Raw genomic sequence first — 24,679 nt, 5'->3', positions numbered from 1 at the left:
GGAAAATAAATGGGGAATTACTCTGTAGGGATTATTGGAACAGGTGCATATGTACCTGAAAAAGTATTAACGAATTTTGACCTTGAAAAAATGGTAGAAACAAGTGATGAATGGATCTCAACAAGAACAGGAATTAAGGAAAGAAGAATTGCTGCAAAGGAACAGGCTTCTTCTGATCTTGCGTATGAAGCTGCAAAAAAAGCATTAGAAAGTGCAAATCTAAGTGCAGAAGATTTAGATTTGATCATTGTTGCAACCGTTACACCTGATTCTGCTTTTCCATCGACGGCAAATATCCTTCAAGATCGTTTAGGTGCTTCCCGTGCTGCAGCTTTCGATTTAGCAGCGGCATGTTCAGGCTTTTTGTATGCTTTAGCTACAGGAGCCCAATTTATCCAAAATGGAACTTATCAACATGTATTGGTTATCGGAGTAGAAGTTTTATCGAAAATCACCGATTGGAAGGATAGAAATACTTGTGTGCTTTTTGGCGATGGAGCTGGAGCTGCCGTTTTAGGAAGAGTGGAAGAAGGATATGGTTTCTTATCCTTTGAATTAGGATCAGACGGTTCAGGTGGAAACTTGTTAAAATTACCTGCAGGCGGCTCAAGAATGCCTGCTTCTTGTGAAACCGTTGAACAAGGATTACATTTTATCCAAATGTCCGGTTCAGAAGTGTTTAAATTTGCGGTAAAAACAATGGAGCAAGCATCGCTTAACGTGATTGAAAAGGCTGGTATGACAAAGGAAGAAGTAGATTTTCTTGTCCCTCACCAAGCAAATCTGCGTATTATCAATTTTGCGAGAGAAAGATTAGGATTAGACGAAAGCAAGGTTGTTGTGAATTTGGATCGATATGGTAATATGTCCTCTGCATCGATTCCTGTTGCTTTAGATGAGGCTATTCGCGAGCAGCGAATCAAAAAAGGGGATCATGTACTCCTTGTCGGTTTTGGTGCAGGTTTAACTTGGGGTGCTGCACTTTTAAAATGGTATGGTCAAGAATAAGGGGATGAGCAATATGAAAACAGCGATATTATTTCCTGGTCAAGGCTCCCAATATGTTGGGATGGGCCATCAATTCTATCAAGAATTTCAAGAAGCAAAAGAAGTTTACGAAAAAGCCGATGTAATTCTAGGCTTCCCGTTATCAAAACTTTGCTTTGATGGGCCAGAAGATCAATTAAGAATTACCATGTATACCCAGCCAGCCATTTATGTAACAAGTTTAGCTATTTGGGAAGTTGTAAAGAAACTAGGGATTATGGCCGATTTTATGGCTGGTCATAGTTTAGGTGAGTATACTGCATTAACAGCAGCTGAAAGTATTCCCTATGAAGAAGCGCTAAAATTAGTAGAAAAACGGGGACTTTTTATGGAGGAAGCTGTACCACATGGAGAAGGGACAATGGCTGCAGTGATGGGAATGGATCGAGAAGAATTAGAAATGGTTTGCCACAAAGTCACAGAAGAAGGACATGTTGTTGAATTAGCAAATATGAACTCACCGGGGCAAATCGTTATTTCTGGTACAAAGCGAGGAGTGGAACTTGCATCTCAGAGAGCAAAAGAAAAAGGGGCAAGGCGGATTATTCCTTTATCTGTAAGTGGGCCATTTCATTCCCGTTTAATGAAACCAGCAAGGGATCGATTACAACCCCTTGTAGCTAATCTTAAGATAAAAGAACCACAAACCCCAGTTGTCATGAATGTCACAGCCCTAGCTGAAACTGAGCCGATGCGTATTAAATCTAACTTAATTGAGCAAGTAGTATCTCCTGTTTTATGGTCAGAAAGTATCGAATGGATGATTCATCAAGGGGTAGATACTTTTATTGAGGTAGGGCCATCCAAGGTATTAACTGGATTAGTAAAGAAAATCAATCGAAATGTAACAACCTACTCGATCGAAGATCTAGAATCTTTTGATCAGTTTCAGAAGGGATGGAGATGAACAAGATGCTTACTAACAAAACGGCAATTGTCACTGGAGGATCAAAAGGAATTGGGAGAGAGATTGCGTTAACATTAGCAGAAGCAGGGGCAGATATCGTTCTTAATTATCATCAAAGCCAGCAAGCAGCTGAAGAGGTTGCTAGTCAAATTGAACAATTAGGTAGACAGTGTCTTTTAGTAAAAGCAGATGTCTCCAATAGCGAAGAAGTCAATTCCCTAATTGATAAAGCGCTACAATATTTTGGCAAAATTGACATTTTAGTGAACAATGCTGGAATTACAAAGGATAATTTAATCATACGTATGAAAGAAGAAGATTGGGATCAGGTGATTAATACCAATTTAAAAAGCGTATTTTTAACCAGCAAAGCGGTTAGTCGACCAATGATGAAACAAAGATCAGGCAGAATCGTCAATATTACTTCAGTCGTTGGGATCCTAGGGAATATTGGTCAAGCGAATTATGTTTCCGCTAAAGCCGGAGTTATTGGTCTAACAAAAACGTTAGCGAGAGAATTTGCTTCAAGAAACATTACTGTAAATGCCGTAGCTCCAGGTTTTATTGAAACAGATATGACGGCAAAATTATCATCGGAGATACAAGATAGCCTTTTAGCCCAAATCCCATTAGCCCGTTTTGGTAAGCCAAAAGACGTAGCAAAAGTAGTAAAATTCTTGGTTTCAGATGATGCAGATTACATGACAGGACAAATTATTCATGTTGACGGTGGTATGGTGATGTACTAGTTTTTTCATATACTAGTTTTTTATGGTTGATTTTCGTATAATACGAGGGAGGAGGTGACGAGGAATGGCAGACATTTTTGATCGTGTAAAAAAGATTATTGTTGACCGTTTAGGGGTTGATGAAGAAGAGATTACTCTAGATTCCAGATTTAAGGAAGATCTAGGTGCTGATTCTTTGGATATTGTAGAATTAGTGATGGAATTAGAAGATGAATTTGAACTTGAGATTTCTGATGAGGATGCTGAAAAAATCTCCACGGTTGGGGAAGTTGTTGACTATATTAAAGCTCATCAGTAAGTTTAAAGTTTTAAAAGTCCCGTTATTTCGGGACTTTCTCTTCACTTAATTACGATCATTTTTTCACTTTTTAGGGGTGTTAAGTTAACATGAAAAGCAGAGTTGTTGTTACAGGAATGGGAGTCATTTCACCGGTAGGAAATCATTTAAATGAATTCTGGAATGCTTTATTAGAAGGAAAGTCAGGGATTGATTATATTACTCAATTTGATACATCCGATTTTCCTGTAAAAATCGCTGGGGAAGTGAAGAATTTTTATCCAGAAGAATGGGTGGATAAAAAAGAAGTAAAAAGAATGGACCGCTTTACCCTTTTTGCCATTGCTGCAGCAAAGATGGCGCTAAACGATTCAGGGCTTGAAATTAATGAAGAGAATGCCCATCGAGTAGGAGTATATATTGGTTCAGGTATTGGTGGTCTTCATACAATTGAGGAACAACATAAAATTTTATTAGAAAAAGGACCAAAACGCGTTTCCCCCTTTTTCATTCCCATGCTAATTAGCAATATGGCTTCAGGTCAAGTTTCCATTTTAATTGGTGCAAAAGGTCCGAATAGTGCTCCAGTTTCTGCATGTGCAACAGGAACACATGCCATTGGTGATGCATTTGAAATCATCCGCCGTGGAGATGCAGATGTGATGATTACTGGTGGAACAGAATCGACGATCACACCTTTAGCCGTTGCTGGATTTGCATCATTGAAAGCATTATCTACTCGCAATGACGTACCCAAAAAAGCAAGCCGACCCTTTGATAAAGATCGCGATGGATTTGTGATGAGTGAAGGAGCTGGAATATTAATTCTTGAGTCTTTAGAACATGCTAAAAAACGAGGGGCTAAAATCTATGCCGAAATCATTGGTTATGGTGCTACTGGAGATGCTTATCATTTAACCAGCCCTGCCCCAAATGGTGAAGGTGCCGCAAGAGCGATGAAGATGGCGATTCAAAAAGCGGGTATAAAACCTGAAGATGTAGATTACATTAATGCTCATGGTACTTCTACGGAATTAAACGACAAATTCGAAACGTTAGCAATTAAATCGACTTTTGGCGAACACGCCTATCGTTTGGCAATTAGTTCAACCAAATCGGTAACAGGGCATCTCCTTGGAGCTGCTGGAGCAGTTGAAGGAATTGCTCTTGCTCTAGCATTAAAAACAGGAAAAATTCCTCCCACGATCAACTTAGAAACGCCAGATCCAGATTGTGATTTAGATTATGTTCCCAATCAATACCGGGAGCAAAATATACGGATTGCTTTGTCCAATTCTTTGGGATTTGGTGGACATAATGCAACAATAATCATGAAGAAGTACGAAGAATAGACAATGATTGGGTGGTGAATAAAGTGGCGGTTGATTTTTTCCTGCTTCAAAAGAATTTAGGTATTCAATTTCGTAATATAAATCTATTGAAGCAGGCTTTTACCCACTCATCTTATGTAAATGAACATCGACATCGTCATTTAAAAGATAATGAGAGGTTGGAATATTTGGGGGATGCGGTTTTAGAATTAACTGTATCTGATTATATCTTTCATATGTTTCCACAAATGAAAGAAGGACAGATGACGAAACTCCGTGCTGCAATCGTTTGTGAGCCTTCGTTGGTTGAATTTGCTGAATCTTTGAATTTTGGCGATTATATTTTATTAGGAAAAGGTGAAGAAATATCTGGAGGAAGACAACGCCCCGCACTTTTAGCCGATGTATTTGAATCATTTATTGGAGCATTATATCTTGATCAAGGTTTAGATACGGTCCGTCAATTTTTAGCAAAATATGTTTTTCCCAAAGTGGAACATGGTGACTTTTTTCAGATCCATGATTATAAGAGTCAATTACAAGAGTACGTTCAACACCAAAATCTTGGCCACATCCACTATGAAATTGTAAGTGAAACGGGCCCTGCTCATGATCGGGAGTTTCATTCAGAAGTAAAAATTAATGACAAAACTTATGGCCATGGAGTTGGAAAAAGTAAAAAAGAAGCTGAACAACGAGCTGCAAATCAAGCCTTAATACAACTAGGTGTGAATAAAAACATTCATATTTTAAATCAAGAAGAATAAGCCTCAAAAATGGAGGCTTTTCTTTTCTTTACATACTTAGAAAGTATAGGCTTTGGAGCAATGGCTCCCTTTTGGGAGACACAGACAACAAAGCGCATTGGAATATACAAACCTATTTTAACCAAGTATTCTCCTATGTGATGTGATAAAATAAAAATTGTACTCTTGAGTTTTTTTAAGGAGAGGACTATATGATATGCATCTTAAAAGCATTGAACTAACAGGTTTTAAGTCATTTGCTGATCGAACGGAATTAGAATTTGTACCTGGAATCACAGCAGTAGTTGGACCAAATGGTAGTGGTAAAAGTAATATAACCGATGCGATTCGTTGGGTTTTAGGGGAACAAAGTGCAAAAACCCTTCGCGGGAACAAAATGGAAGATATAATCTTTGCTGGAAGTGATACGAGAAAACCTTTGAACTATTGTGAAGTGTCGATTACGTTAAATAATATAGATCGGGCACTAAAAGTGGATTATAGTGAAGTGACGGTAACAAGGAGAGTCTATCGATCTGGTGAGAGTGAATATTTTATAAATAAACAACCTTGTCGTTTAAAGGACATTACAGATTTATTCATGGATACTGGCTTAGGAAAAGAAGCATATTCCATTATCGGTCAAGGGCGTATTGAAGAAATAATCAATTCCAAACCTGAAGAAAGACGAGGTATTTTTGAAGAGGCTGCTGGGATTGTGAAATATAAAACGAGAAAGAAGGAGGCACAAAAAAAACTAGAAGAGACAGAACAAAACTTACTTCGTATCGATGATTTAATCATTGAACTAGAAGATCAACTTGACCCTCTTAAAAAGCAGGCAACAATAGCGAAACAGTATAAAGAACTGACAAAGAAATTAAAGGAAAAAAATGTTCAAATCTATGTCCATGATATTGAAAAACTTCATCAAGAATGGCAAGAAGCAGAAAAGCAAAAAAAACAATTGATAAAAGAACAGTTGGAAATAAGTACAAAGGTTAGTCAATACAATGCTGTCATTGAAGAAAAACGCTTGTTAGCAGGTCAATTAGAGAGGGAAATTGAAGAGCTTCACCAAAAAATACTAAACGTAAGTGAAGAATTAGAAAAAACAGAGGGAAAACGGGAAGTAGTAAGAGAAAGGACAAAAAACCAAAAAAGTCTGCAAAGTCAAACGATCGAAAATATGAAAATTCTCCAAAGGAAAAAGTTAGATCTAACCGCTCAATGGGAAGAGCAAAAGAAACGCTTAGAAGAAGTAAATCAAGAAATTGAGTCTCTAACGCAAATCCTTGCGCAAGAACAAGCATCGTTGGAACAATTATTAAACCATTATCATGAGCAACTTGAGCATTTAAAAGATGAATATTTTGAACTGTTAAATCATATGGCTTCTCTTCGCAATGAATTAAGGCATCTTCAAAGCTTGAAAGATCATCTCCAATATCGTTTAGAAAAATTGCAATCAGAACTCAATTCCCTTGAAAAGGAACAAGTACAAACTCAGGATAAAATAGAGAAAGTGAAGAAAGAACTTGATGTTGTTACAAATGAAATTGATAGATTATCACAGGAATATCAAGAGGCGATTTCTCAAAAACGAACGATAGCAGAGCAGATTGGGAACAAACAAAAAGAAATTCAACAATCCCAGCAAAAATTAGAATCATTGCGCTCAAGACAACAAGTTCTAATGGAAATGCAAGGGGATTTTTCAGGTTTTCAACATGGGGTAAAAGAAATCCTTAAACTGAGAGAAAAAGGTCAAATGAATGGTATTCACGGGGCGATTGCAGAAATTATTCATGTTCAAAAACAATTTGAAACCGCCATTGAAATCGCTCTAGGTGGGGCATTACAGTTCATTGTGGTAGAAAATGAGGCTACAGGCAGAAATGCAATTAACTACTTAAAAGACAGAAAGTTAGGAAGGGCAACTTTTTTACCCCTTAATGTCATCAAAGGAAAAAGAATTTATCCTTCAGAGCTAAAAAAAATAGAGGGAATGAAAGGTTTTATTGGTGTTGCTGTTGACCTCATTCAAACCAAATCCCACTATAAATCCATCATGGAGTATTTATTAGGACAAATCGTGGTTGCTAGCGATCTAAAAACGGCAGGAGAAATTGCTCAAGTGATGGGGTACCATTATCGTGTCGTTACCCTAGATGGGGATGTCGTTAATGCTGGTGGGTCAATGACAGGTGGAAGCATTCAAAATAAGAGTACGAACCTGTTGGGTAGGCAGCGGGAAATTGAGACATTATCTACACAGATAAAAAGGATAGAGGAGGATCTAGTCCAGCAAACCGTTTTACTAGAAAAATTAAAACTTCAGGAGCATTCGATCCAAGAGAAAATCGAAGCAATTCGTTTAAGTGGTGAAGAGCATCGAAATAAAGAGCAAGAATTAAAGACAAAATGGAATCAATATACCTATGAGTTGAAAAATATTCAAACTAGGATACATGTTTTGCTACAGGAAATTGAAGATACGAAGTTGGAAAGGAATCAGTTGTTGGTCAAAGAAGAACAACTGAAAAAAAATCTAGAAGCTGACAATCAACAAGAAAAAGAACTGAAAAAGAAAATCGAAGCTGCAGAGTCGATTCGTCAGCAAGATGAATCGACGAAAAATGAAACGAATCAGAAAATTACCAAATTAAAGATTGAATTGGCTCGTTTACAACAACAAAAAGATGGTGTCGTCCATCTTGTGGGGCGTTTGCAAACTGAACACGATGAATTGTTGCAAACCATTGAACAAAACCAACAAATGCTTGTTGAGTTAGAAGAAGGATTGATCGATGAACAAAAACAAGAAGACATTTTGATTCAAGAAATTAAAGCACTTCGCACTCAAAAAGAAGAAAGTCAAAAGATACTAAACGATAAAAGAAAAAATCGACTTAAAGTTTTGCAAGAGATGGAAACTGAAGAAATAAATGTAAAAGAATGGCGAAAGAAGCAAAAAATGATTGAAAAAGAGCTTCATCAATTAGAAGTGAAATTAAATCGTCTTGATGTAGAATTAGAGAATTTACTCGCTCAACTTGCAAAAGAATATGAAATGAGTTATGAATGGGCAAAAACTCAAATTTCACATGTTGAAAACATCGAACAAATCAAGCAAGAAGTGAAAGAATTAAAAGAGCAAGTTCAACAATTAGGAGAAGTAAATCTTGGAGCAATTGAAGAATATGAACGCATTTTTGCAAGATATCAGTTTTTAACTTCGCAAAAACAAGATTTAGTTGAAGCAAAACAAACACTCTACCAAGTGATTGCTGAAATAGACCAAGAGATGAACAAACGTTTTAAAGAACACTTTGATGCTATCCGCGAACAATTTCAAATGATCTTTGTTAAATTGTTTGGGGGTGGAAGAGCAGATCTCTTATTAACGGAACCAGATCATTTGCTTGAAACTGGAATCGAAATCGTGGCACAACCGCCAGGGAAGAAATTACAAAACCTTGCTTTATTATCTGGTGGGGAAAAGGCTTTAACAGCCATTACATTACTTTTTGCTATTCTGCGAATAAAGCCAGTTCCTTTTTGTGTTTTAGACGAAGTTGAAGCAGCTTTAGACGAAGCCAATGTTACGCGATTTGCCAAATACCTGCGTGAATACGCAAATGATACCCAATTTATCGTCGTCACACATCGAAAGGGAACAATGGAAGAAGCAGATGTTCTTTATGGTGTAACAATGCAAGAGTCAGGAGTTTCCCGTTTGGTTTCTGTTAAATTAGAAAAAATAGAAGAAATGCAACCTGCATAAGGAGGATCGTCATGGGTTTCTTTAAAAAATTAAAAGAGAGTATTGCTGCAAAAACAGAAGAAGTGACAAATAAATTTAAGGAAGGGTTATCAAAGACAAGAGGTGCGTTTTTTGAAAAAGTTGAAGATTTATTTGTTCGAAAGAAAAAAATTGATGAAGAATTTTATGAAGAACTTGAAGAAATTTTAATTAGTGCCGATGTCGGTGTTCGGACCGTTTTAGATTTAATGGAAGAATTACGAAATGAGGTAAAAGTAAGAAAGATTGAAGATCCTGAAAAATTAAAACCGATTTTAATTGAGAAAATCGTCGAGCTATTAAACACTGGCCAGTCTTATGAAATCAATTTACAGGAAAACGAATTAACCGTGATCCTATTTGTAGGAGTAAATGGTGTAGGGAAAACGACGACTATTGGGAAATTAGCTCATAAGCTAAAATCAGAAGGAAAAAAAGTTCTTTTGGCTGCAGGCGACACTTTCCGTGCAGGTGCGATTGAACAATTGGAAGTATGGGCAGAGCGAGTGGGAGTTGATATCATTAAACATCAAGCAGGAGCTGACCCAGCTGCTGTCATTTATGATGCCTTGCAAGCAGCCAAATCAAGAGGATTTGACGTCCTACTATGTGATACCGCAGGAAGATTGCACAACAAAGTCAATCTCATGAATGAATTGAATAAAATTTATCGTGTGCTTAAAAGAGAGATTCCAGAAGCGCCACATGAGGTCTTATTGGTTTTGGATGCAACAACAGGACAAAACGCTTTGCAACAAGCAAAACTATTTAAAGAAACAGCAGGTGTAACGGGATTAGTTCTTACGAAGTTGGACGGTACTGCAAAAGGCGGCATTGTGATTGCGATTCATCACGAATTAAATATTCCGGTGAAATTAGTTGGACTTGGTGAGAAAATCGATGATTTACAAGTTTTTGATCCTGAGCAATTTGTCCATGCCATTTTTGCACAAGAGTTTTTAGAAGAAAAAGAGTGACAGGAAAAAATACTTGACATTTTATTTTTATCTCGCTATGATATAGAACTGTAAAGGCGTTTCCCTTTACGCGAAGGTGGTGGTTTCATTTTGTTGGAAAAGACCACAAGATTAAATTTACTATATGATTTTTATCAAGATCTGCTAACAGAAAAGCAACGACAATATATGGAACTCTATTTTCAAGATAATTATTCATTTGGTGAAATCGCCGAGGCGTTTGGAATTAGCAGACAAGCTGTTTACGAACACATTAAACGAGCAGAACAATCTTTGGAAGAATATGAAGAAAAGTTGCAACTACTCGCAAAATATCAACAAAGAAAAGTAATTTTGGATGAGATTCAATTGATTCTTAAACAAAGGCAAGATAAAACATGTAATGAGATTCAAGCCAAGATTGAGTTGTTAAGGCAAATTGATTAGGAGGCGGTCAGAATGGCGTTTGAAGGATTAGCTGGCCGACTGCAAGAAGCGTTTAATAAGTTACGCGGAAAAGGGAAAGTGACAGAAGAAGATGTAAATCAAACGATGCGTGAAGTTCGACTGGCTTTGTTAGAAGCCGATGTGAACTTCAAAGTCGTCAAAGATTTCATCTCCCGTGTAAAAGAGCGAGCAGTAGGACAGGAGGTACTAAAAAGTTTAACCCCTGGACAACAAGTAATAAAAGTTGTGAATGAAGAATTAACAGAGTTAATGGGTGGAAGCCAGAGTAAACTGAATATTGCTCCAAAGCCGCCGACAATCATTTTGATGGTGGGTTTACAAGGAGCAGGTAAAACCACCCATACTGGCAAATTAGCCAAATATTTATTAAAGCAAAATAAACAACCACTCCTAGTTGCTGCGGATATCTATCGCCCTGCTGCGATTAAACAATTACAAGTTCTAGGTGATCAGCTTCAAGTGCCTGTTTTTAGTATGGGTGATGAGGTGTCCCCGGTGGAAATTGCGATCAATGCCATTCAATATGCAAAGGAACAACACCGAGATGTTGTCATTATTGATACTGCTGGACGCCTCCATATTGATGAAGCTTTGATGGATGAATTAACTCAGATTCGGGATAAAATTCATCCTCATGAGATTTTGCTTGTCGTCGATGCGATGACAGGTCAAGATGCGGTTAATGTAGCCCAAACATTCAATGAGCGCCTCCAATTAACGGGTGTCATTCTTACAAAATTGGATGGAGATACTCGAGGTGGAGCAGCGATTTCCGTTAAGGCAGTAACGGGTTGTCCGATTAAATTCATTGGTACAGGGGAGAAGTTAGATTCTTTAGAACCTTTTTACCCAGATCGAATGGCATCGCGTATCTTAGGGATGGGCGATGTACTCACATTCATTGAAAAAGCTCAAGCTGCTGTGGACGAAGAGAAGGCCCGAGAACTAGAGAAAAAAATACGTAAAGCAGAATTTACATTCGATGATTTTCTTGATCAGTTAGAACAAATAAAGAAAATGGGGCCTTTAGATGAATTGTTAGGCATGATTCCTGGTATGAACAAGATAAAAGGGATGAAAGACCTAAAAATAGACGATAAACAATTAAGTCATGTTGAAGCCATTATCCGTTCGATGACAAAAGAGGAGAAAGCTCATCCAGAAATCATTAATTCGAGTCGTCGTAAAAGAATAGCAAAAGGAAGTGGGACAAGTATCCAAGAGGTGAATCGCCTATTAAAACAATTTGAAGATATGCGCAAAATGATGAAACAGTTTTCTTCCCTAACGAAAAAGGGAAAAAGGAAGAAAGGATTCAAGTTTCCATTTATGTAAAGGAGGTGAACAACATGGCAGTACGTATTCGTTTAAAGCGTATGGGTGCAAAAAAAGCTCCATTTTATCGTTTGGTTGTAGCTGATTCCCGTTCTCCTCGTGATGGACGTTTTATTGAAGAAATTGGTACTTATAATCCATTAACCCAACCAGCTCAAATTAACATTGATGAAGAAAAGGCTTTAAAATGGTTACAAATCGGTGCGAAACCATCTGATACTGTACGTAATCTTTTAAGTAAAGCTGGTATTTTAGCGAAGTTTCACGAATTAAGACAAGGTAAATAAACGTCCAAACAATATTGCAGCAGATGCAAAATTGTTTGAGGAGGGCTATTATGAAAGAACTAGTCGAAGTACTTGCAAAGGCACTTGTCGATCATCCTGATCAAGTTCGCGTTAACGAAATTACTGGGGAACGATCCGTCGTATACGAATTATCCGTTGCTCCTGAAGATATGGGCAAAATTATCGGAAAACAGGGTCGTATTGCTAAAGCGATTCGAACAATTGTTAGTGCCGCAGGTGTAAAAGAGAACAAACGGGTGATGATAGAAATCATCTAAGGAAAAGGTGGGGGAGAAAACCTCACCTTTTTTCATACTACGTAAATTGGGTATTGTAACAATAGGCAAACGAATAAAAGAAAATAGGAGGAAACAAATGGAAATCCAATATATTAAAGTTGGAAAGATTGTAAATACTTTTGGGATTAAAGGAGAATTGAAAGTTTATCTCCATACAGATTTTCCAGAACAACGCTTTCAAGAGGACAATCAACTCTATGTAGGGAAAGAAGAAAATCCCGCTGAATATCGTTTTACGGTAGAAAAAGCTCGACCTTACAAGAATATATATCTTTTGAAATTTAAAGAATTTGATAATATTAATCAAGTAGAAAAGTTTCGCGGTTATTATTTATGGATAACAAAAGATCAACAAGGGAATTTGGAAGAAGGAGAATATTATTATCATCAAATTATTGGTTGCATTGTGGTGACAACAGATGGTGAAGAAATTGGAAAAGTGACTGAGATTTTAAGACCTGGAGCAAACGATGTCTGGGTTGTAAGAGGAAAAAGGTCAAAAAAAGAGTTTTACATTCCATATATCGATGATATTGTGAAAGATGTTGATGTTATAAATAAAAAAATCGTTATTGAAATAATGGAAGGTTTACTATCATAAAAGGTGAAAGTATGAAAATTGATATCTTAACATTATTTCCTGAAATGTTTGACGGAGTTTTACAATCAAGTATCTTAAAAAAGGCACAAGAAAAAGGAGCGGTTGTCATATCAACCATAAATTTTCGTGATTATTCCACGAATAAACATAAAACGGTTGATGATTATCCATATGGTGGTGGGCATGGTATGGTATTAAAGCCGGAGCCGATTTTTTCTGCAGTTGAAGCGATTCCTGGGTATGATAAGGCAAGAATCATCATGCTTACCCCCCAAGGTGAGAGATTTTCGCAAAAAAAGGCTGAAGAATTAAGTAAAGAAAAACATTTGATTTTTCTGTGTGGTCATTATGAAGGATTTGATGAGCGTATTCGTGACCATTTAGCGACAGATGAACTTTCAATCGGTGATTATGTCCTTACAGGTGGCGAATTAGCAGCGATGGTGATCATCGATAGTGTTGTTCGTCTATTGCCTGGTGTTTTAGGAAACGAAGGATCAGCAAAAACGGATTCTTTTAGTACTGGTTTACTGGAGTATCCCCAATATACTCGTCCTGAGGAATTTCGCGGCTATAGAGTTCCAGAGGTTTTACTATCTGGTCATCATCGAAAGATTGAGAGATGGAGAAAAAAAGAGGCTTTAAAAAGGACACTTTTACGTAGACCTGATCTGTTAGCTGAAACATCATTCACTCAAGAAGAAAAAGATTTATTAGAGGAGATAATAAAAGAAATAGAAAATCAAAAATAGCTATGTTGTATTTACAAATCAATTATGCTAAAATAGCATTTGTTGATTACGGCGTTCCGCTAATGGGTCAAGATCCAGTTATGAACGTCTGTGTGGAAGGAGGGAATCAACAATGAATTTAGTTGAGCAAGTTGCAAAAGAACAATTACGCACGGATTTACCTGAATTCCGTCCTGGAGATACAGTTCGTGTTCATGTTAAAGTTATTGAAGGACAGCGTGAGAGAATTCAGGTTTTTGAAGGTGTAGTGATTAAGCGCCGTGGTTCAAACGTTAGTGCCACCTTTACAGTTCGTAAAGTATCTTATGGCATTGGTGTAGAGCGTACATTCCCATTACATTCACCAAAGATTGATAAAATTGAAGTGGTTCGTCGTGGTAAAGTGCGCCGTGCAAAATTATATTATCTACGTAAACTAAGCGGTAAAGCTGCACGTATTAAAGAAAGAGGTACTTATTAAGGATAGGGTAGAAGGGGCTTGGTAAAACAGGTCCCTTTTTCACATATAATGAAACAAGGGGTAACGAAAGATGAGAACAAAATTATTTCAAGAAATTTATGAATGGATCAAGTCTTTAGTAATTGCTGGAATTCTTGCTTTCTTGATACATACCTTTTTGTTTGCAGTCGTCGTAGTTAGTGGATCATCAATGGAACCCACATTACATAATAATGAACGTTTAATTATGAATAAGATTGTTTATCAAATCCATCCGCCTAAACGAGGTGATATTGTCGTCTTCCATGCTACTGAAAACGAGGATTATATTAAGCGGGTTATCGGTTTACCTGGCGAGACAATTGAATATAAAAATGACCAGTTATATGTAAATGGAAAAGTGGTTGATGAACCTTATTTAGCTAAAGAGCAAGAAGAATGGCATTCTAAAGGCTTGTTGTTGACTAAGGATTTTGGGCCAATTACGGTTCCAGCAGACACGGTTTTTGTTCTTGGCGATAATAGGAATAATAGTACTGATAGTCGCGAACTTGGTCCTATACCCATCTCAAGAGTAGTCGGGAAGGCAAGTATTATTATTTGGCCTTTCTCACGCATTTCAATATTGGAACATTGAACAATGAATAAGATCGTTTTTTCTTTTACCTTTAGATAAGGTGGTGAAATTTTTGATGATTCAATGGTTTCCAGGTCATATGGCCAAAGCAAAGAGACAGATTATCGAAAAGGTAAAATTGGTTGATTTGGTAATGGAATTACTGGATGCAAGGATTCCCTTATCAAGCCGAAATCCAATGATTGATGAAATGGTTAAGGGAAAACCAAGATTAATCCTTTTAAATAAAAGTGATTTAGCAGATTCGATCATCACAAATGAATGGGTGGAATTTTTTAAAAAACAAGGGATTCGAGCTTTGCCCATTAGTTCGACGACTGGTAAAGGTATAAAATCGATGATCACTGCTAGCGAAGAGTTGGTTGCTGAAAAAAAAGAGGCCTTAATGCGAAAAGGGATTAATAAAAGGGCCATTCGTGCGATGATTCTTGGTATTCCTAATGTAGGTAAATCTTCATTAATTAATCGTTTAGCAGGTCGCATTGTTGCAAGAATTGGCGATAAGCCAGGAGTGACAAAAGGTCAGCAATGGATTAAAGTGGGGACAAGCTTAGAACTATTAGATACGCCTGGAATTTTATGGCCTAGATTTGAAGACCAAGAAGTAGGCTTACGATTAGCAGTGACTGGTGCGATTAAAGATGAAATCTTACATTTTGATGAGATTGCTTTGTTTGTGATTAAATATTTTGCAAAATATTATCCAGATCGATTAAAGGAAAGATATCAATTAGGAGAATTGCATGATGATCCTGTAGAAATGATTAAACAAATTGGCAAGTTGAGAGGTTTTTTAATATCAGGTGGCGAGATTGACTTTGACCGAACAGCTGAAATGATCGTTAGGGAATTACGGACAGGAAAGTTAGGACCATATTCTTTAGAAAGGCCTACCATTGAGCCGAAGCCAAATACAAATACAATCTGAATCTAAAATTTCGCTTTTAGAAATGAGGAGAAATCGATGTTAACACAAGAGAGAGAATTATGGCAAAGGGGAATTCGTTACATTGCGGGTATTGATGAAGTAGGCAGAGGATGTTTATTTGGGGATGTGGTAGCTGCAAGTGTGATTTTGCCCGTTGATTTGGAAATTGAAGGGATCAATGATTCAAAAAAACTAACGCCCAAAAAAAGGGAAGAACTTTATCAGATCATTCAAGAAAAAGCGGTTGCGATTGGAATTTCACGAGTTGATGTGGAGACGATCGATAAGATCAATATAAAACAGGCGGCAAGATTGGCGATGAAAAATGCAGTGTTACAAATGGCAGTACAACCGGAAATGTTACTGATTGATGCTGAAGAAATCGATCTTGACATTCCTCAAATCTCACTGATTAAAGGAGATGCCATTAGCCAATCTATTGCAGCTGCTTCTATCATTGCTAAGGTAACTAGGGATCGTTTGTGTGAAGAATGGGATCAACTTTATCCCCAGTATGGAATCAAACAGCATAAAGGGTATGCCACGAAGTTACATAGGGAAATGATTCAATTTTATGGACCAACCCCTTTACATAGAAAAAGCTTTCTTACGAATATCTTGCAACCTACTTTATTTTAATAGGAGGAACTGAATGGAAGTTCAATCCCTACTACAAAATTTGATCAAGTCAGACCCACAGAACATCAAATCCTTACAATTAAAAACCGGGCAAATCATCAAAGGGCAGGTACTTGAATTAATCAATGAACAATTAGCTGTGGTTTCGATTCGTGGGATAAGATTGATTGCTAAAAATGAGGTTCCCCTCAAAAAAGGGCAAAAAGCATGGTTTATGGTTACAGCTAGGGATCATGAAATCACGAAACTAAAATTAATCCATATATCAAACCCAACAAACCCAAAAGACCATTCTTTGCCCATTGATGATTTATTAAAAACTCTCCAATTAAAAAATAGTTCACAAAATCGAAACCTCATTTTCTCACTCATTGAAAAACAAATTCCCGTTAAAAAAGAAACGATTCTTGCCATTGAACAATATTTGCAAAAGACAAAAGAAAATATGACGGATGTAATACATGCAGTAGACATCTTAAATGATTTAGATCTACCGATAACGGCTTCCCATATCCGTTCTCTTGTCGAGTTTTTTGATGGGCAAGATTTGCCTAAGAGATTATCTATACTCCGGCAACAAATAAAAAATGAAATCAAACATTTTCAAGACCAAAGGGGTATTTTCGAAGATACATCTACATCTCTAAAAGAGATAGTTGAACAAATTGATGATGTTCTAAGATCATATTCTTTTCCCAACGAAAAAATAGAGGGGAAGGATCTACTTTTATCCATTAAAAAATATCTTGAATACATAGGGGCTAATTCCAACTCTTATCCAACATTAAAGCAACATCTGCAAAGTCTTCTAGGAATGAAAGATAAGTTACCAGATCCGTTAACATCTACTTTGGAATCATTGGTATTCCACTTACATGGACAGCAATTAACCTTGCAACCAGATACCAATCACTTTACCCATTTGTTTTTACAATTTCCCAATTTTATCCGTTTTTCAGAAGAACCCATTTATGTTCAAATTCACTCGAAGAAAAAAGGAAACCAAACCATCGATATGAACGATGTGAGACTTGTTTTTCTTTTTCAATTTCCAAACCTAGGGGATACAATCATTCATATCCACCTCCTGCAAAGACAAATGATTGTTTGGCTGTATAATGATCATCCATCCATTCACGAGATTATAAAAACGATTGGCAGTCGATTTGAGGAATTTATTAAGAGAGAAGGTTACAAAACATCGGGAATACAAATTCGGTCCTTGAAAGAATTAAAGGGGAAAGAGTCTTTTTTATCATCCCCAACCCCATACCAAGGAGTGGATCTTCGGATATGAAAAGACCCCAAAAGAAAAAGGCAGTTGCACTAAACTATGATCCAAATCAAAACCAAGCTCCCCGTGTTGTGGCAAAGGGAGAGGGTTATATCGCAGAAAAAATCATCGAAAAAGCGAAAGTTCACGACGTCATGATCTATGAAGACAAATCCCTGGTTCAACTTTTGTACCAACTAGAACTGAATTCACAGATTCCACCTGAGTTATATCCCATTATCGCAGAGGTTTTTGCCCTTGTTTATCAAGGAGAAAAAATGGCAAAAAGGGGATAAAAAATGACCCATCAGCGAAAAGTTTTAGGAAAATGGGGAGAAGAAAAGGCAAAAGAATATCTACTTAATCAAGGATATATTCTCATTGCACAGAATTGGCGAACCCGTTATGGTGAATTAGACCTTATCATGTTAGATCAGGAAACGGTGGTTTTTGTTGAGGTACGGACAAAAAGTACTTCTGATTTTGGTAAAGCAAGTGAATCGATTCATCATAGAAAACAACAAAAACTTCTATATACTGCAGAAGCTTTTTTAACAAGCAAAAAATGGTGGAATCGCAACGTTCGTTTTGATCTCATTTCCATTGATAAAATAGAAGGAAAATATCAAATTCAACATATCAAAAATATTATCCATTAACCATTTCCCGGGCCATCGCAAAACCCTTCTTTTTTTTCTCATTTTCGACGGTTTCAGACGGTTTTTCTTTTGATTCAAGTGTATTCTTATGGATTCAACTCTTGTCGTCCAAGGAGAAACGAAATATAATGGTTATAACATTGAAAAGGAAATTAAAGGGGAGCTTCTGTTAGGGGCTGAGAAAGGGCTATTAAGCACCTGACCCTTAAAACCTGATCAGGGTAATGCCTGCGAAGGGAACATCATTGATTCTTTTGGATTCTTTGAAAATAGTCCTTCGCCTGCATTGCGAAGGATTTTTTCTTTATCAGCGCAGATTTCTTTCGACCAACTTCGCAGTAATAAAAAAGGAGGAGTAGTTGATGAAGATTTATCGGGCGTTAACCATTGCCGGTTCAGATAGTGGCGGTGGAGCTGGAATCCAAGCTGATCTTAAAACCTTTACTACATTAGGCGTATATGGTATGAGTGTAATCACTTCTGTAACAGCTCAAAACACAATGGGAGTCTTTGGTATTTATGACATTCCGATAGAAGGTGTAGAAAAACAACTCAACGCTGTTTTATCAGATATCGGGACAGATGCCATCAAAATCGGAATGTTATCATCGAAGGGAATTGTCCAAGTCGTTGGAAAGATTCTGAATACCTATCGAAATATACCGATCGTCCTTGATCCTGTCATGGTTGCAAAGGGAGGAAGTCCTTTACTGTCAGACGATGCGAAAGAAGAGATCAAACACGTATTATTCCCTCTTGCTACAGTGATTACTCCCAATATTCCAGAAGCAGAAGTCTTAACCGGTATGAAAATCAACTCCATTGAAGAGATGAAATTAGCTGCTGAACAATTGCTTTCCTATGGGCCCCAAGCTGTCATTGTCAAAGGTGGCCACTTAGAAAATGAAGCGGTAGATCTTTTTTATGATGGTAAGAATTTTTCATTATTAGATGGAAAAAGGATCGCTACGAAGAATACACACGGAACTGGTTGTACTTTTTCATCGGCGATTGCAGCAGAACTTGCAAAAGGGAGAGAATTATACACTGCCATCCAAATCGCAAAAGAATTTATTCAAGCAGCAATTGAAGAGGCTGATCAATTAGCAATCGGTTCAGGACATGGACCAACTAACCATTTTGCATATATGAAGAGAAAGGGATTAGAATTATGGAATTAGAAAGAGTAAAGCAAGCAGTAAAAAAAGTAAGGGAGAAAAAACCACTAATTCACCATTTAACAAACCTTGTGGTAACCAATTTCACCGCAAACGGTACAATTGCTTATGGTGCATCTCCAATTATGGCCAATGCACCTGAGGAAGTAGAAGAAATGGTAAGTGTATCGAATGGATTAGTGATTAATATAGGGACCATTACTTCAGAGATGGTAGAAGCGATGATTCTAGCAGGAAAAAAAGCAAATCAAGTAGGCGTTCCGATCATACTTGATCCTGTTGGTGTCGGTGCGACATCCTATAGAACAAACACTATATTTAATATGCTCGAACAATTCAAACCAACTGTCATTCGTGGAAATACTGCTGAGATGGCACGTTTAGCGGATATCCCTTGGGTAATTAAAGGGGTTGATTCTGGTGATAATGGGGAAGGAGACCGGTTTGCGATTGCAACAAAAGTTGCAAAGAAGTATCATGTTGTTGCTGCTGTTACAGGAAAGGAAGATATTGTAACTGACGGAGAGCAAATGGCTGTGATCGCTAATGGCCACCCTCTTCTAAGTGAAGTAACCGGTACAGGCTGTTTAGTAACGGCATTGATTGGCGCGACCATTGCCGCAGAGGAAGATCCCTTTATTGCAACAGTCGCTGCTTTAACCTATTACGGAATCGCAGCAGAAAGAGCAGCCATTCATGCTAAAGGACCTGGTTCATTTGCTGTTCAATTGATGGATGAAATACATCAATTGGATCTAAATGAGATCGATCAAAAAGCCAAAATCGAGTGGGTGAATATTGTATGATCGAAATAGCACCATTATCTGTATATTTGGTTATTGGTAGAGATGATTGTGTTCTTTCGCCAATAGAAGTTATAAAACAAGCTTTAGAAGCAGGGGTCAAAACCGTACAATTAAGAGAAAAGAAGGGGAACATGAAAGAAATCATTGAATTTGGACGTGAAATTCGCCAATTGACCAAAGAATACAATGCGCAGTTCTTTGTAAATGATCGATTGGATTTGGCCCAAATCTTAGAAGCGGACGGCATTCATGTAGGCCAAGATGACCTTCCAATAGAGGAAATCAAAAAAATAACCCCTCCTACATTTAAAATCGGAATTTCAGCTAGAACAGTTGAAGAAGCAATCGAAGCAGAAAAGGCTGGAGCAGATTATTTGGGCGTTGGTGCAATTTATTCAACAGCAACAAAACAGGATGCAAAAACAATCGGTCTAGAGGGACTTGATTCCATTCGTCAGAATGTGTCCATTCCAATCATCGCAATTGGTGGCATTCAAAAAGAACATATTCCTGATCTGGTGAGGTCTGGAGCTGATGGAATTGCGGTTGTCTCTGCTATTACTCGATCAGCAAATCCATTTCTAAGTGCAAAAGAATTAATTGAGGAATGGAGGAGAACCAAGGAAGGATATAGAATTAAATGAAGCATTTACAACGTAACCAGAAATCAACATTATTTTTTATCATGGTTATCATTATTTGGCAAATATTACCTACTATCATATCCATTCCTTCATTTATCTTACCGACGCCAATTCAGATTCTTAAAGCATTATGGAAAGAGAAAGAACAATTGTTTCTTATTCATTTACCAGTCACCTTTATGGAGAGTTTACTTGGACTGATCATTTCTGTATTACTAGGGTTTATTATTGCCTTTATGATGCACATTTCGCTAAACATTGAGCAAACCCTTTATCCTTGGATGATCATTTCCCAAACTATTCCAATCATTGTACTTTCACCCATTGTCATTATGTGGTTTGGTTATGGGCTTTTTGCCAAAATCTTTATCATCTTTCTTATTAGTTTTTTCCCTGTAAGTATGAATGTATTTCAAGGTCTAAAGTCGGTCGACCAAGGAATGCTTTCGTTGCTTCAATCCTATGGAGCAACAAAAAAACAGATTTTTTTTAAAATCGAGATTCCTCATGCGATACCTTTTATCCTGTCTGGTATCAAAATGGCTGCTGTTTTTAGTATTGTAGGTGCTACGCTAGGAGAATGGTTAGGAAGTGATTCAGGATTAGGATACTATAGCCGACGAATGTCTGCTAATCTCCAAGCTGACTCCTCATTTGCGGCTGTAGTTAACCTTGCGTTATTAGGGTTATTTTTTCATGGGTTCATCCAGTTGATTGAAAAAAAATTCTTCAGAAAATATTTACCAAAGGAAAGGAAGATTTAGGATGATTTCGCGATTTCGTTTTAAACGATTGGTTTTACTTATTTTGATGATTATTTTTGTCGCAGGATGCAGTACTAACGTAAATCCAAGTAAAGAATCGCCAAAAGAATTACAAAAGCTAAAATTAATGCTGGATTGGTACCCAAATGCGGTACATAGTTTCTTATATGTGGCAAAAGAAAAGGGATATTTTAAAGAACAAGGAATTGATGTAGAATTTGTGATGCCAGCCGAGACAAACGACCCATTACGTTTAGTTGCTGCCCATCAAGTGGATATGGCATTAAGCTATCAACCGGAAATCATCTCGGCAATTGATAAAGGGATTCCAGTTGTTGCTGTGGCATCGATTGTAAACCATCCGTTAAATGTATTGTTAGTGCCGAAAGACAGCAATATTCAATCTCCAAAAGATCTAGAAGGAAAAACGATCGGTTATCCTTCCATTCCCATGAATGAGGCCCTTGTGAAAACAATGATCAAACACGCTGGAGGAGACCCGCAAAAAATTAAGATGGTTGATGTGGGTTGGGATCTAATGCCTGCATTAAGTACAAGGAAGGTAAATGCGATTAGCGGCGGTTTCCTTAACCATGAAGAGATTCTTTTAAATAAGGAAGGTTTTAAAGTCAAAGAATTTTATCCAACGGATTATGGTGTACCCAATTATTCTGAATTAATGTTGGTAACAAGTCAGGAAGGATGGAAACAAAAATCAGATCTGATTCAAAAATTTTGGAAGGCAGCACAAAAGGGACAAGAAGAAGTCAGGAAAAACCCAAAAGTTAGTTTAGAAATCTTGTTGAAACAACAAAAAAAGGAATTTCCTCTAGATCCTGATGTAGAAACGCAAAGTTTACAAAAACTTCTTCCATTCATGAAGGTACAAGGCCACGAATTCGGTTGGCAAAGTAAAGAACAATGGGAAAAAGTGCAACAATGGTTATATGATTATCAATTAATTAACAGTAAGCATTCTGTAGAGTCGATGTTTGTATCATTTGTTAATTAGGAAAAATGCCCACTAGCCAAGTTGGCTAGTGGTTTTCTTTTGAGGAAATAATCCACAATGGCAAGATCTAAATCATTCATGTTTAGACCCTTGTTTGTTCTTTAAAATCTGAAAAATTAGAAATCATAAAGGATTTTTTATCATTTTCAAGAATTCATATAAAGAAGGAAGGGAGAGAAAAGAGGGATGTATGCAAAAGTTTTAGGTTCTTCGATTTTAGGAATTGACGGTTTCTTAGTCGAGATCGAAGTTGATTTGGCAAATGGTTTGCCCCAATTTCAAATCGTGGGGTTACCTGATTCTTCAATTCGGGAATCAAAAGATCGAGTAAGAGCGGCGATCAAAAATTCTGGATACCATTTCCCCATAAAAAGAATTACGATCAACTTAGCCCCTGCCGATATGAAAAAAGAAGGCTCAGGATTTGATCTGCCGATGGCAATAGGAATTTTGATGGCAAGCGAACAAATAGACATAAGAGATAGCGAGAAGAATTTAGAAAAAACGTTATTTATCGGTGAATTATCATTAGATGGTTCAATCCATGGAATAAATGGAATCTTACCGATGGCAATTGAGGCAAAGCAGAAAAATATAGAGAGATTGATTTTGCCAAAGCAGAACGTTGATGAAGCACGACTTGTACATGGAATCGAAGTATTTGGGTTTTCTCATCTAAAAGATGTAATCGAATTTTTGACTGGGAACAGATATCCGTCATCTAATGATGAAAACAGTGAATATAACAAATTTAACAGTTTTATAGATTACGAGGTGGAAGATTTTATTGATGTGAAAGGGCATGTTCAAGTGAAACGAGCAATTGAAGTTGCTGTTGCTGGTATGCATAACCTACTGATGATTGGTCCACCTGGTTCGGGGAAAAGCATGCTTGCAAAAAGAATTCCTTCCGTTTTACCTCCTTTAACTTGGGATGAGATGTTAGAGGTAACAAAGATTTACAGTGTGGCAGGGGAATTTGGTGAAAGGGGAAAATTAATGTCAAAACGTCCGTTTCGTCAACCTCATCATTCCATTTCTTCTGCAGGTTTAATTGGTGGTGGTTCAAGCCCTAAACCAGGCGAAATAAGTTTAGCCCATCGTGGCGTTCTCTTCTTAGACGAATTACCTGAATTTTCCCGTCATACTTTAGAGAGCATGCGGCAACCTTTGGAAGATGGAAAAGTAACGATTAGCCGTGCAAGAGCTGCTTATGTTTTTCCCGCTGAGGTGATGTTAGTTGGAGCGATGAATCCTTGTAAATGTGGATACTATGGGGCTGAAGTTCCAGGACATGAATGTCAATGCACTCCCCTTGAGGTTAAGCGGTATCGCTCTAGATTATCGGGTCCATTGTTAGATCGAATTGATATCCATATTGAAGTGCCTTGGGTGAATATTGAAACATTAAGGGAAGAAAAAGAAGGTAAGTCATCACAAATGATGAGAGAATCTATTGAAAAGGCTAGAATGATGCAAAAACGGCGATTTGAAAACGAAAGAATTCAGTTTAACTCGGAAATGAATGCAAAACAAGTGAAACAGTTCTGCCAGTTAGAACAAGAAGCAGAAGACTTATTAAAACAATCATTTAACCAATTTGGGTTAAGTGGTCGTTCGTTAAGTCGAATCTTAAAAATATCCAGAACCATTGCTGATTTGGAAGAAAGCGAAAAGATTAAAGTTGCACATTTGGCAGAAGCGATAAATTATCGAGTCTTAGATCGAAAGGAATAGTTAACACTTATATTGTGTGTATTTTGTTTCATCTCTTTTTTTTCGGTACAATAGAAAATAGAGTCTTGGAAGTGAATATAAAAATTCATACAAAAAGGAGAAATTAGCGATGTATCAAGTGAAAATTCTACAAGCGAATCAACTGAATCTATTAGAGGAATTAATCAATATGTGGTTAAGGGAACAAAAAGATGTGAATGTCGTTGATATGAAGTTTCATAGCAATGTCGTTGCACCTGGAAATGTAGAATATGTAGTCATCATGGTTTATCAAACTCAACCATAACTTTATTATGTAAACAAATAATCATCATTTGAAATAAAAATTATTGTCGAATTTAAATTAATTATTCAAATTTTGTGTATGATTTATTACAATAAAATAGAAAATACATATTATTTT

28 protein-coding genes and 1 riboswitch are annotated in these 24,679 nt (G+C 37.1%); all 28 genes read left to right on the top strand.

Going from position 1 to position 24,679, the window contains the following annotated elements:
- The first annotated feature begins 9 nt into the window (after positions 1–9).
- The 28 genes from ACMW72_RS01130 (at position 10) to ACMW72_RS00995 (ending at position 24,562) form a co-directional block, all read left to right on the top strand.
- On the top strand, positions 10–1,008 hold the full coding sequence (locus ACMW72_RS01130; RefSeq protein WP_418366996.1) for a beta-ketoacyl-ACP synthase III: 999 nt from the start codon (positions 10–12) through the stop codon (positions 1,006–1,008).
- A 13-nt stretch (positions 1,009–1,021) separates the two neighbouring features.
- A complete protein-coding gene (fabD, locus tag ACMW72_RS01125; RefSeq protein ID WP_418366995.1) occupies positions 1,022–1,954 on the top strand; it encodes an ACP S-malonyltransferase in 933 nt (310 codons plus the stop codon).
- A gap of 5 nt (positions 1,955–1,959) precedes the next feature.
- A complete protein-coding gene (gene fabG, locus ACMW72_RS01120) occupies positions 1,960–2,703 on the top strand; it encodes a 3-oxoacyl-[acyl-carrier-protein] reductase (protein ID WP_418366994.1) in 744 nt (247 codons plus the stop codon).
- Between the two features lie 64 nt (positions 2,704–2,767).
- The gene (acpP, locus tag ACMW72_RS01115) at positions 2,768–3,001 is read left to right on the top strand and encodes an acyl carrier protein (protein WP_418366993.1); all 234 of its coding nucleotides are present in this window, start codon (positions 2,768–2,770) and stop codon (positions 2,999–3,001) included.
- Between the two features lie 89 nt (positions 3,002–3,090).
- Positions 3,091–4,332, top strand: coding sequence for a beta-ketoacyl-ACP synthase II (fabF, locus tag ACMW72_RS01110; RefSeq protein WP_418366992.1), 1,242 nt, complete (start codon positions 3,091–3,093; stop codon positions 4,330–4,332).
- A 23-nt stretch (positions 4,333–4,355) separates the two neighbouring features.
- On the top strand, positions 4,356–5,078 hold the full coding sequence (gene rnc / locus ACMW72_RS01105) for a ribonuclease III (protein WP_418366991.1): 723 nt from the start codon (positions 4,356–4,358) through the stop codon (positions 5,076–5,078).
- Positions 5,079–5,274: 196 nt separating this feature from the next.
- Entirely contained in the window at positions 5,275–8,844 is a 3,570-nt protein-coding gene (gene smc, locus ACMW72_RS01100) for a chromosome segregation protein SMC (protein WP_418366990.1), read from the top strand.
- Between the two features lie 11 nt (positions 8,845–8,855).
- Positions 8,856–9,839: a signal recognition particle-docking protein FtsY gene (ftsY, locus tag ACMW72_RS01095; protein WP_418366989.1), complete on the top strand. Its 984-nt coding sequence runs from the start codon at positions 8,856–8,858 to the stop codon at positions 9,837–9,839.
- Positions 9,840–9,926: 87 nt separating this feature from the next.
- The gene (locus ACMW72_RS01090; RefSeq protein WP_418367373.1) at positions 9,927–10,265 is read left to right on the top strand and encodes a putative DNA-binding protein; all 339 of its coding nucleotides are present in this window, start codon (positions 9,927–9,929) and stop codon (positions 10,263–10,265) included.
- A gap of 12 nt (positions 10,266–10,277) precedes the next feature.
- On the top strand, positions 10,278–11,621 hold the full coding sequence (ffh, locus tag ACMW72_RS01085) for a signal recognition particle protein (protein WP_418366988.1): 1,344 nt from the start codon (positions 10,278–10,280) through the stop codon (positions 11,619–11,621).
- A 14-nt stretch (positions 11,622–11,635) separates the two neighbouring features.
- Entirely contained in the window at positions 11,636–11,908 is a 273-nt protein-coding gene (rpsP, locus tag ACMW72_RS01080) for a 30S ribosomal protein S16 (RefSeq protein WP_418366987.1), read from the top strand.
- Positions 11,909–11,958: 50 nt separating this feature from the next.
- Complete coding sequence (locus tag ACMW72_RS01075; protein WP_418366986.1) at positions 11,959–12,186, top strand: KH domain-containing protein; 228 nt, start codon at positions 11,959–11,961, stop codon at positions 12,184–12,186.
- 97 nt (positions 12,187–12,283) lie between these two features.
- Positions 12,284–12,808: a ribosome maturation factor RimM gene (gene rimM / locus ACMW72_RS01070; RefSeq protein WP_418366985.1), complete on the top strand. Its 525-nt coding sequence runs from the start codon at positions 12,284–12,286 to the stop codon at positions 12,806–12,808.
- Positions 12,809–12,819: 11 nt separating this feature from the next.
- The gene (gene trmD / locus ACMW72_RS01065; RefSeq protein WP_418366984.1) at positions 12,820–13,560 is read left to right on the top strand and encodes a tRNA (guanosine(37)-N1)-methyltransferase TrmD; all 741 of its coding nucleotides are present in this window, start codon (positions 12,820–12,822) and stop codon (positions 13,558–13,560) included.
- Between the two features lie 112 nt (positions 13,561–13,672).
- A complete protein-coding gene (gene rplS, locus ACMW72_RS01060; RefSeq protein WP_418366983.1) occupies positions 13,673–14,020 on the top strand; it encodes a 50S ribosomal protein L19 in 348 nt (115 codons plus the stop codon).
- A gap of 70 nt (positions 14,021–14,090) precedes the next feature.
- Complete coding sequence (lepB, locus tag ACMW72_RS01055) at positions 14,091–14,636, top strand: signal peptidase I (RefSeq protein ID WP_418366982.1); 546 nt, start codon at positions 14,091–14,093, stop codon at positions 14,634–14,636.
- Between the two features lie 52 nt (positions 14,637–14,688).
- Positions 14,689–15,564 carry a ribosome biogenesis GTPase YlqF gene (ylqF, locus tag ACMW72_RS01050; protein WP_418366981.1) on the top strand — a complete coding sequence of 292 codons (876 nt, stop codon included), beginning with the start codon at positions 14,689–14,691 and terminating at the stop codon, positions 15,562–15,564.
- 36 nt (positions 15,565–15,600) lie between these two features.
- Positions 15,601–16,203: a ribonuclease HII gene (locus ACMW72_RS01045; protein WP_418366980.1), complete on the top strand. Its 603-nt coding sequence runs from the start codon at positions 15,601–15,603 to the stop codon at positions 16,201–16,203.
- A gap of 13 nt (positions 16,204–16,216) precedes the next feature.
- Positions 16,217–17,500, top strand: coding sequence for a hypothetical protein (locus tag ACMW72_RS01040; RefSeq protein WP_418366979.1), 1,284 nt, complete (start codon positions 16,217–16,219; stop codon positions 17,498–17,500).
- The gene (locus ACMW72_RS01035) at positions 17,497–17,772 is read left to right on the top strand and encodes an EscU/YscU/HrcU family type III secretion system export apparatus switch protein (protein ID WP_418366978.1); all 276 of its coding nucleotides are present in this window, start codon (positions 17,497–17,499) and stop codon (positions 17,770–17,772) included. Before ACMW72_RS01040 ends, ACMW72_RS01035 begins: the two co-directional genes overlap by 4 nt.
- 3 nt (positions 17,773–17,775) lie before the next feature.
- The gene (locus ACMW72_RS01030; protein ID WP_418366977.1) at positions 17,776–18,135 is read left to right on the top strand and encodes a YraN family protein; all 360 of its coding nucleotides are present in this window, start codon (positions 17,776–17,778) and stop codon (positions 18,133–18,135) included.
- A 146-nt stretch (positions 18,136–18,281) separates the two neighbouring features.
- Positions 18,282–18,391: riboswitch (TPP riboswitch) on the top strand.
- A gap of 106 nt (positions 18,392–18,497) precedes the next feature.
- The gene (thiD, locus tag ACMW72_RS01025) at positions 18,498–19,316 is read left to right on the top strand and encodes a bifunctional hydroxymethylpyrimidine kinase/phosphomethylpyrimidine kinase (RefSeq protein WP_418366976.1); all 819 of its coding nucleotides are present in this window, start codon (positions 18,498–18,500) and stop codon (positions 19,314–19,316) included.
- On the top strand, positions 19,307–20,119 hold the full coding sequence (gene thiM, locus ACMW72_RS01020; protein ID WP_418366975.1) for a hydroxyethylthiazole kinase: 813 nt from the start codon (positions 19,307–19,309) through the stop codon (positions 20,117–20,119). Before thiD ends, thiM begins: the two co-directional genes overlap by 10 nt.
- On the top strand, positions 20,116–20,763 hold the full coding sequence (gene thiE / locus ACMW72_RS01015; RefSeq protein ID WP_418366974.1) for a thiamine phosphate synthase: 648 nt from the start codon (positions 20,116–20,118) through the stop codon (positions 20,761–20,763). The genes thiM and thiE overlap by 4 nt, the downstream gene beginning before the upstream one ends.
- Complete coding sequence (locus tag ACMW72_RS01010; protein ID WP_418366973.1) at positions 20,760–21,527, top strand: ABC transporter permease; 768 nt, start codon at positions 20,760–20,762, stop codon at positions 21,525–21,527. The genes thiE and ACMW72_RS01010 overlap by 4 nt, the downstream gene beginning before the upstream one ends.
- 1 nt (position 21,528) lies before the next feature.
- On the top strand, positions 21,529–22,539 hold the full coding sequence (locus tag ACMW72_RS01005; protein ID WP_418366972.1) for an ABC transporter substrate-binding protein: 1,011 nt from the start codon (positions 21,529–21,531) through the stop codon (positions 22,537–22,539).
- Positions 22,540–22,725: 186 nt separating this feature from the next.
- On the top strand, positions 22,726–24,276 hold the full coding sequence (locus ACMW72_RS01000; protein ID WP_418366971.1) for a YifB family Mg chelatase-like AAA ATPase: 1,551 nt from the start codon (positions 22,726–22,728) through the stop codon (positions 24,274–24,276).
- A gap of 109 nt (positions 24,277–24,385) precedes the next feature.
- A complete protein-coding gene (locus tag ACMW72_RS00995) occupies positions 24,386–24,562 on the top strand; it encodes a hypothetical protein (protein WP_418366970.1) in 177 nt (58 codons plus the stop codon).
- Positions 24,563–24,679 lie beyond the last annotated feature (117 nt).

The organism is Tepidibacillus sp. LV47, from assembly GCF_048381575.1.
GTDB lineage: Bacteria > Bacillota > Bacilli > Tepidibacillales > Tepidibacillaceae > Tepidibacillus.
The sequence above is the reverse complement of the archived record's forward strand: the minus strand, read 5'-3'. Positions and strand labels throughout refer to the sequence as shown.

Excerpts from the sequence above, each read along its gene's own strand:
- ACMW72_RS01130 (WP_418366996.1), top strand. The coding sequence starts at position 10 with ATGGGGAATTACTCTGTAGGGATTATTGGAACAGGTGCATATGTACCT.
- fabD (WP_418366995.1), top strand. The coding sequence starts at position 1,022 with ATGAAAACAGCGATATTATTTCCTGGTCAAGGCTCCCAATATGTTGGG.
- fabG (WP_418366994.1), top strand. The coding sequence starts at position 1,960 with ATGCTTACTAACAAAACGGCAATTGTCACTGGAGGATCAAAAGGAATT.
- acpP (WP_418366993.1), top strand. The coding sequence starts at position 2,768 with ATGGCAGACATTTTTGATCGTGTAAAAAAGATTATTGTTGACCGTTTA.
- fabF (WP_418366992.1), top strand. The coding sequence starts at position 3,091 with ATGAAAAGCAGAGTTGTTGTTACAGGAATGGGAGTCATTTCACCGGTA.
- smc (WP_418366990.1), top strand. The coding sequence starts at position 5,275 with ATGCATCTTAAAAGCATTGAACTAACAGGTTTTAAGTCATTTGCTGAT.
- ftsY (WP_418366989.1), top strand. The coding sequence starts at position 8,856 with ATGGGTTTCTTTAAAAAATTAAAAGAGAGTATTGCTGCAAAAACAGAA.
- ffh (WP_418366988.1), top strand. The coding sequence starts at position 10,278 with ATGGCGTTTGAAGGATTAGCTGGCCGACTGCAAGAAGCGTTTAATAAG.
- rpsP (WP_418366987.1), top strand. The coding sequence starts at position 11,636 with ATGGCAGTACGTATTCGTTTAAAGCGTATGGGTGCAAAAAAAGCTCCA.
- ACMW72_RS01075 (WP_418366986.1), top strand. The coding sequence starts at position 11,959 with ATGAAAGAACTAGTCGAAGTACTTGCAAAGGCACTTGTCGATCATCCT.
- rimM (WP_418366985.1), top strand. The coding sequence starts at position 12,284 with ATGGAAATCCAATATATTAAAGTTGGAAAGATTGTAAATACTTTTGGG.
- trmD (WP_418366984.1), top strand. The coding sequence starts at position 12,820 with ATGAAAATTGATATCTTAACATTATTTCCTGAAATGTTTGACGGAGTT.
- rplS (WP_418366983.1), top strand. The coding sequence starts at position 13,673 with ATGAATTTAGTTGAGCAAGTTGCAAAAGAACAATTACGCACGGATTTA.
- lepB (WP_418366982.1), top strand. The coding sequence starts at position 14,091 with ATGAGAACAAAATTATTTCAAGAAATTTATGAATGGATCAAGTCTTTA.
- ACMW72_RS01045 (WP_418366980.1), top strand. The coding sequence starts at position 15,601 with ATGTTAACACAAGAGAGAGAATTATGGCAAAGGGGAATTCGTTACATT.
- ACMW72_RS01040 (WP_418366979.1), top strand. The coding sequence starts at position 16,217 with ATGGAAGTTCAATCCCTACTACAAAATTTGATCAAGTCAGACCCACAG.
- ACMW72_RS01035 (WP_418366978.1), top strand. The coding sequence starts at position 17,497 with ATGAAAAGACCCCAAAAGAAAAAGGCAGTTGCACTAAACTATGATCCA.
- ACMW72_RS01030 (WP_418366977.1), top strand. The coding sequence starts at position 17,776 with ATGACCCATCAGCGAAAAGTTTTAGGAAAATGGGGAGAAGAAAAGGCA.
- thiD (WP_418366976.1), top strand. The coding sequence starts at position 18,498 with ATGAAGATTTATCGGGCGTTAACCATTGCCGGTTCAGATAGTGGCGGT.
- thiM (WP_418366975.1), top strand. The coding sequence starts at position 19,307 with ATGGAATTAGAAAGAGTAAAGCAAGCAGTAAAAAAAGTAAGGGAGAAA.
- thiE (WP_418366974.1), top strand. The coding sequence starts at position 20,116 with ATGATCGAAATAGCACCATTATCTGTATATTTGGTTATTGGTAGAGAT.
- ACMW72_RS01010 (WP_418366973.1), top strand. The coding sequence starts at position 20,760 with ATGAAGCATTTACAACGTAACCAGAAATCAACATTATTTTTTATCATG.
- ACMW72_RS01005 (WP_418366972.1), top strand. The coding sequence starts at position 21,529 with ATGATTTCGCGATTTCGTTTTAAACGATTGGTTTTACTTATTTTGATG.
- ACMW72_RS01000 (WP_418366971.1), top strand. The coding sequence starts at position 22,726 with ATGTATGCAAAAGTTTTAGGTTCTTCGATTTTAGGAATTGACGGTTTC.
- ACMW72_RS00995 (WP_418366970.1), top strand. The coding sequence starts at position 24,386 with ATGTATCAAGTGAAAATTCTACAAGCGAATCAACTGAATCTATTAGAG.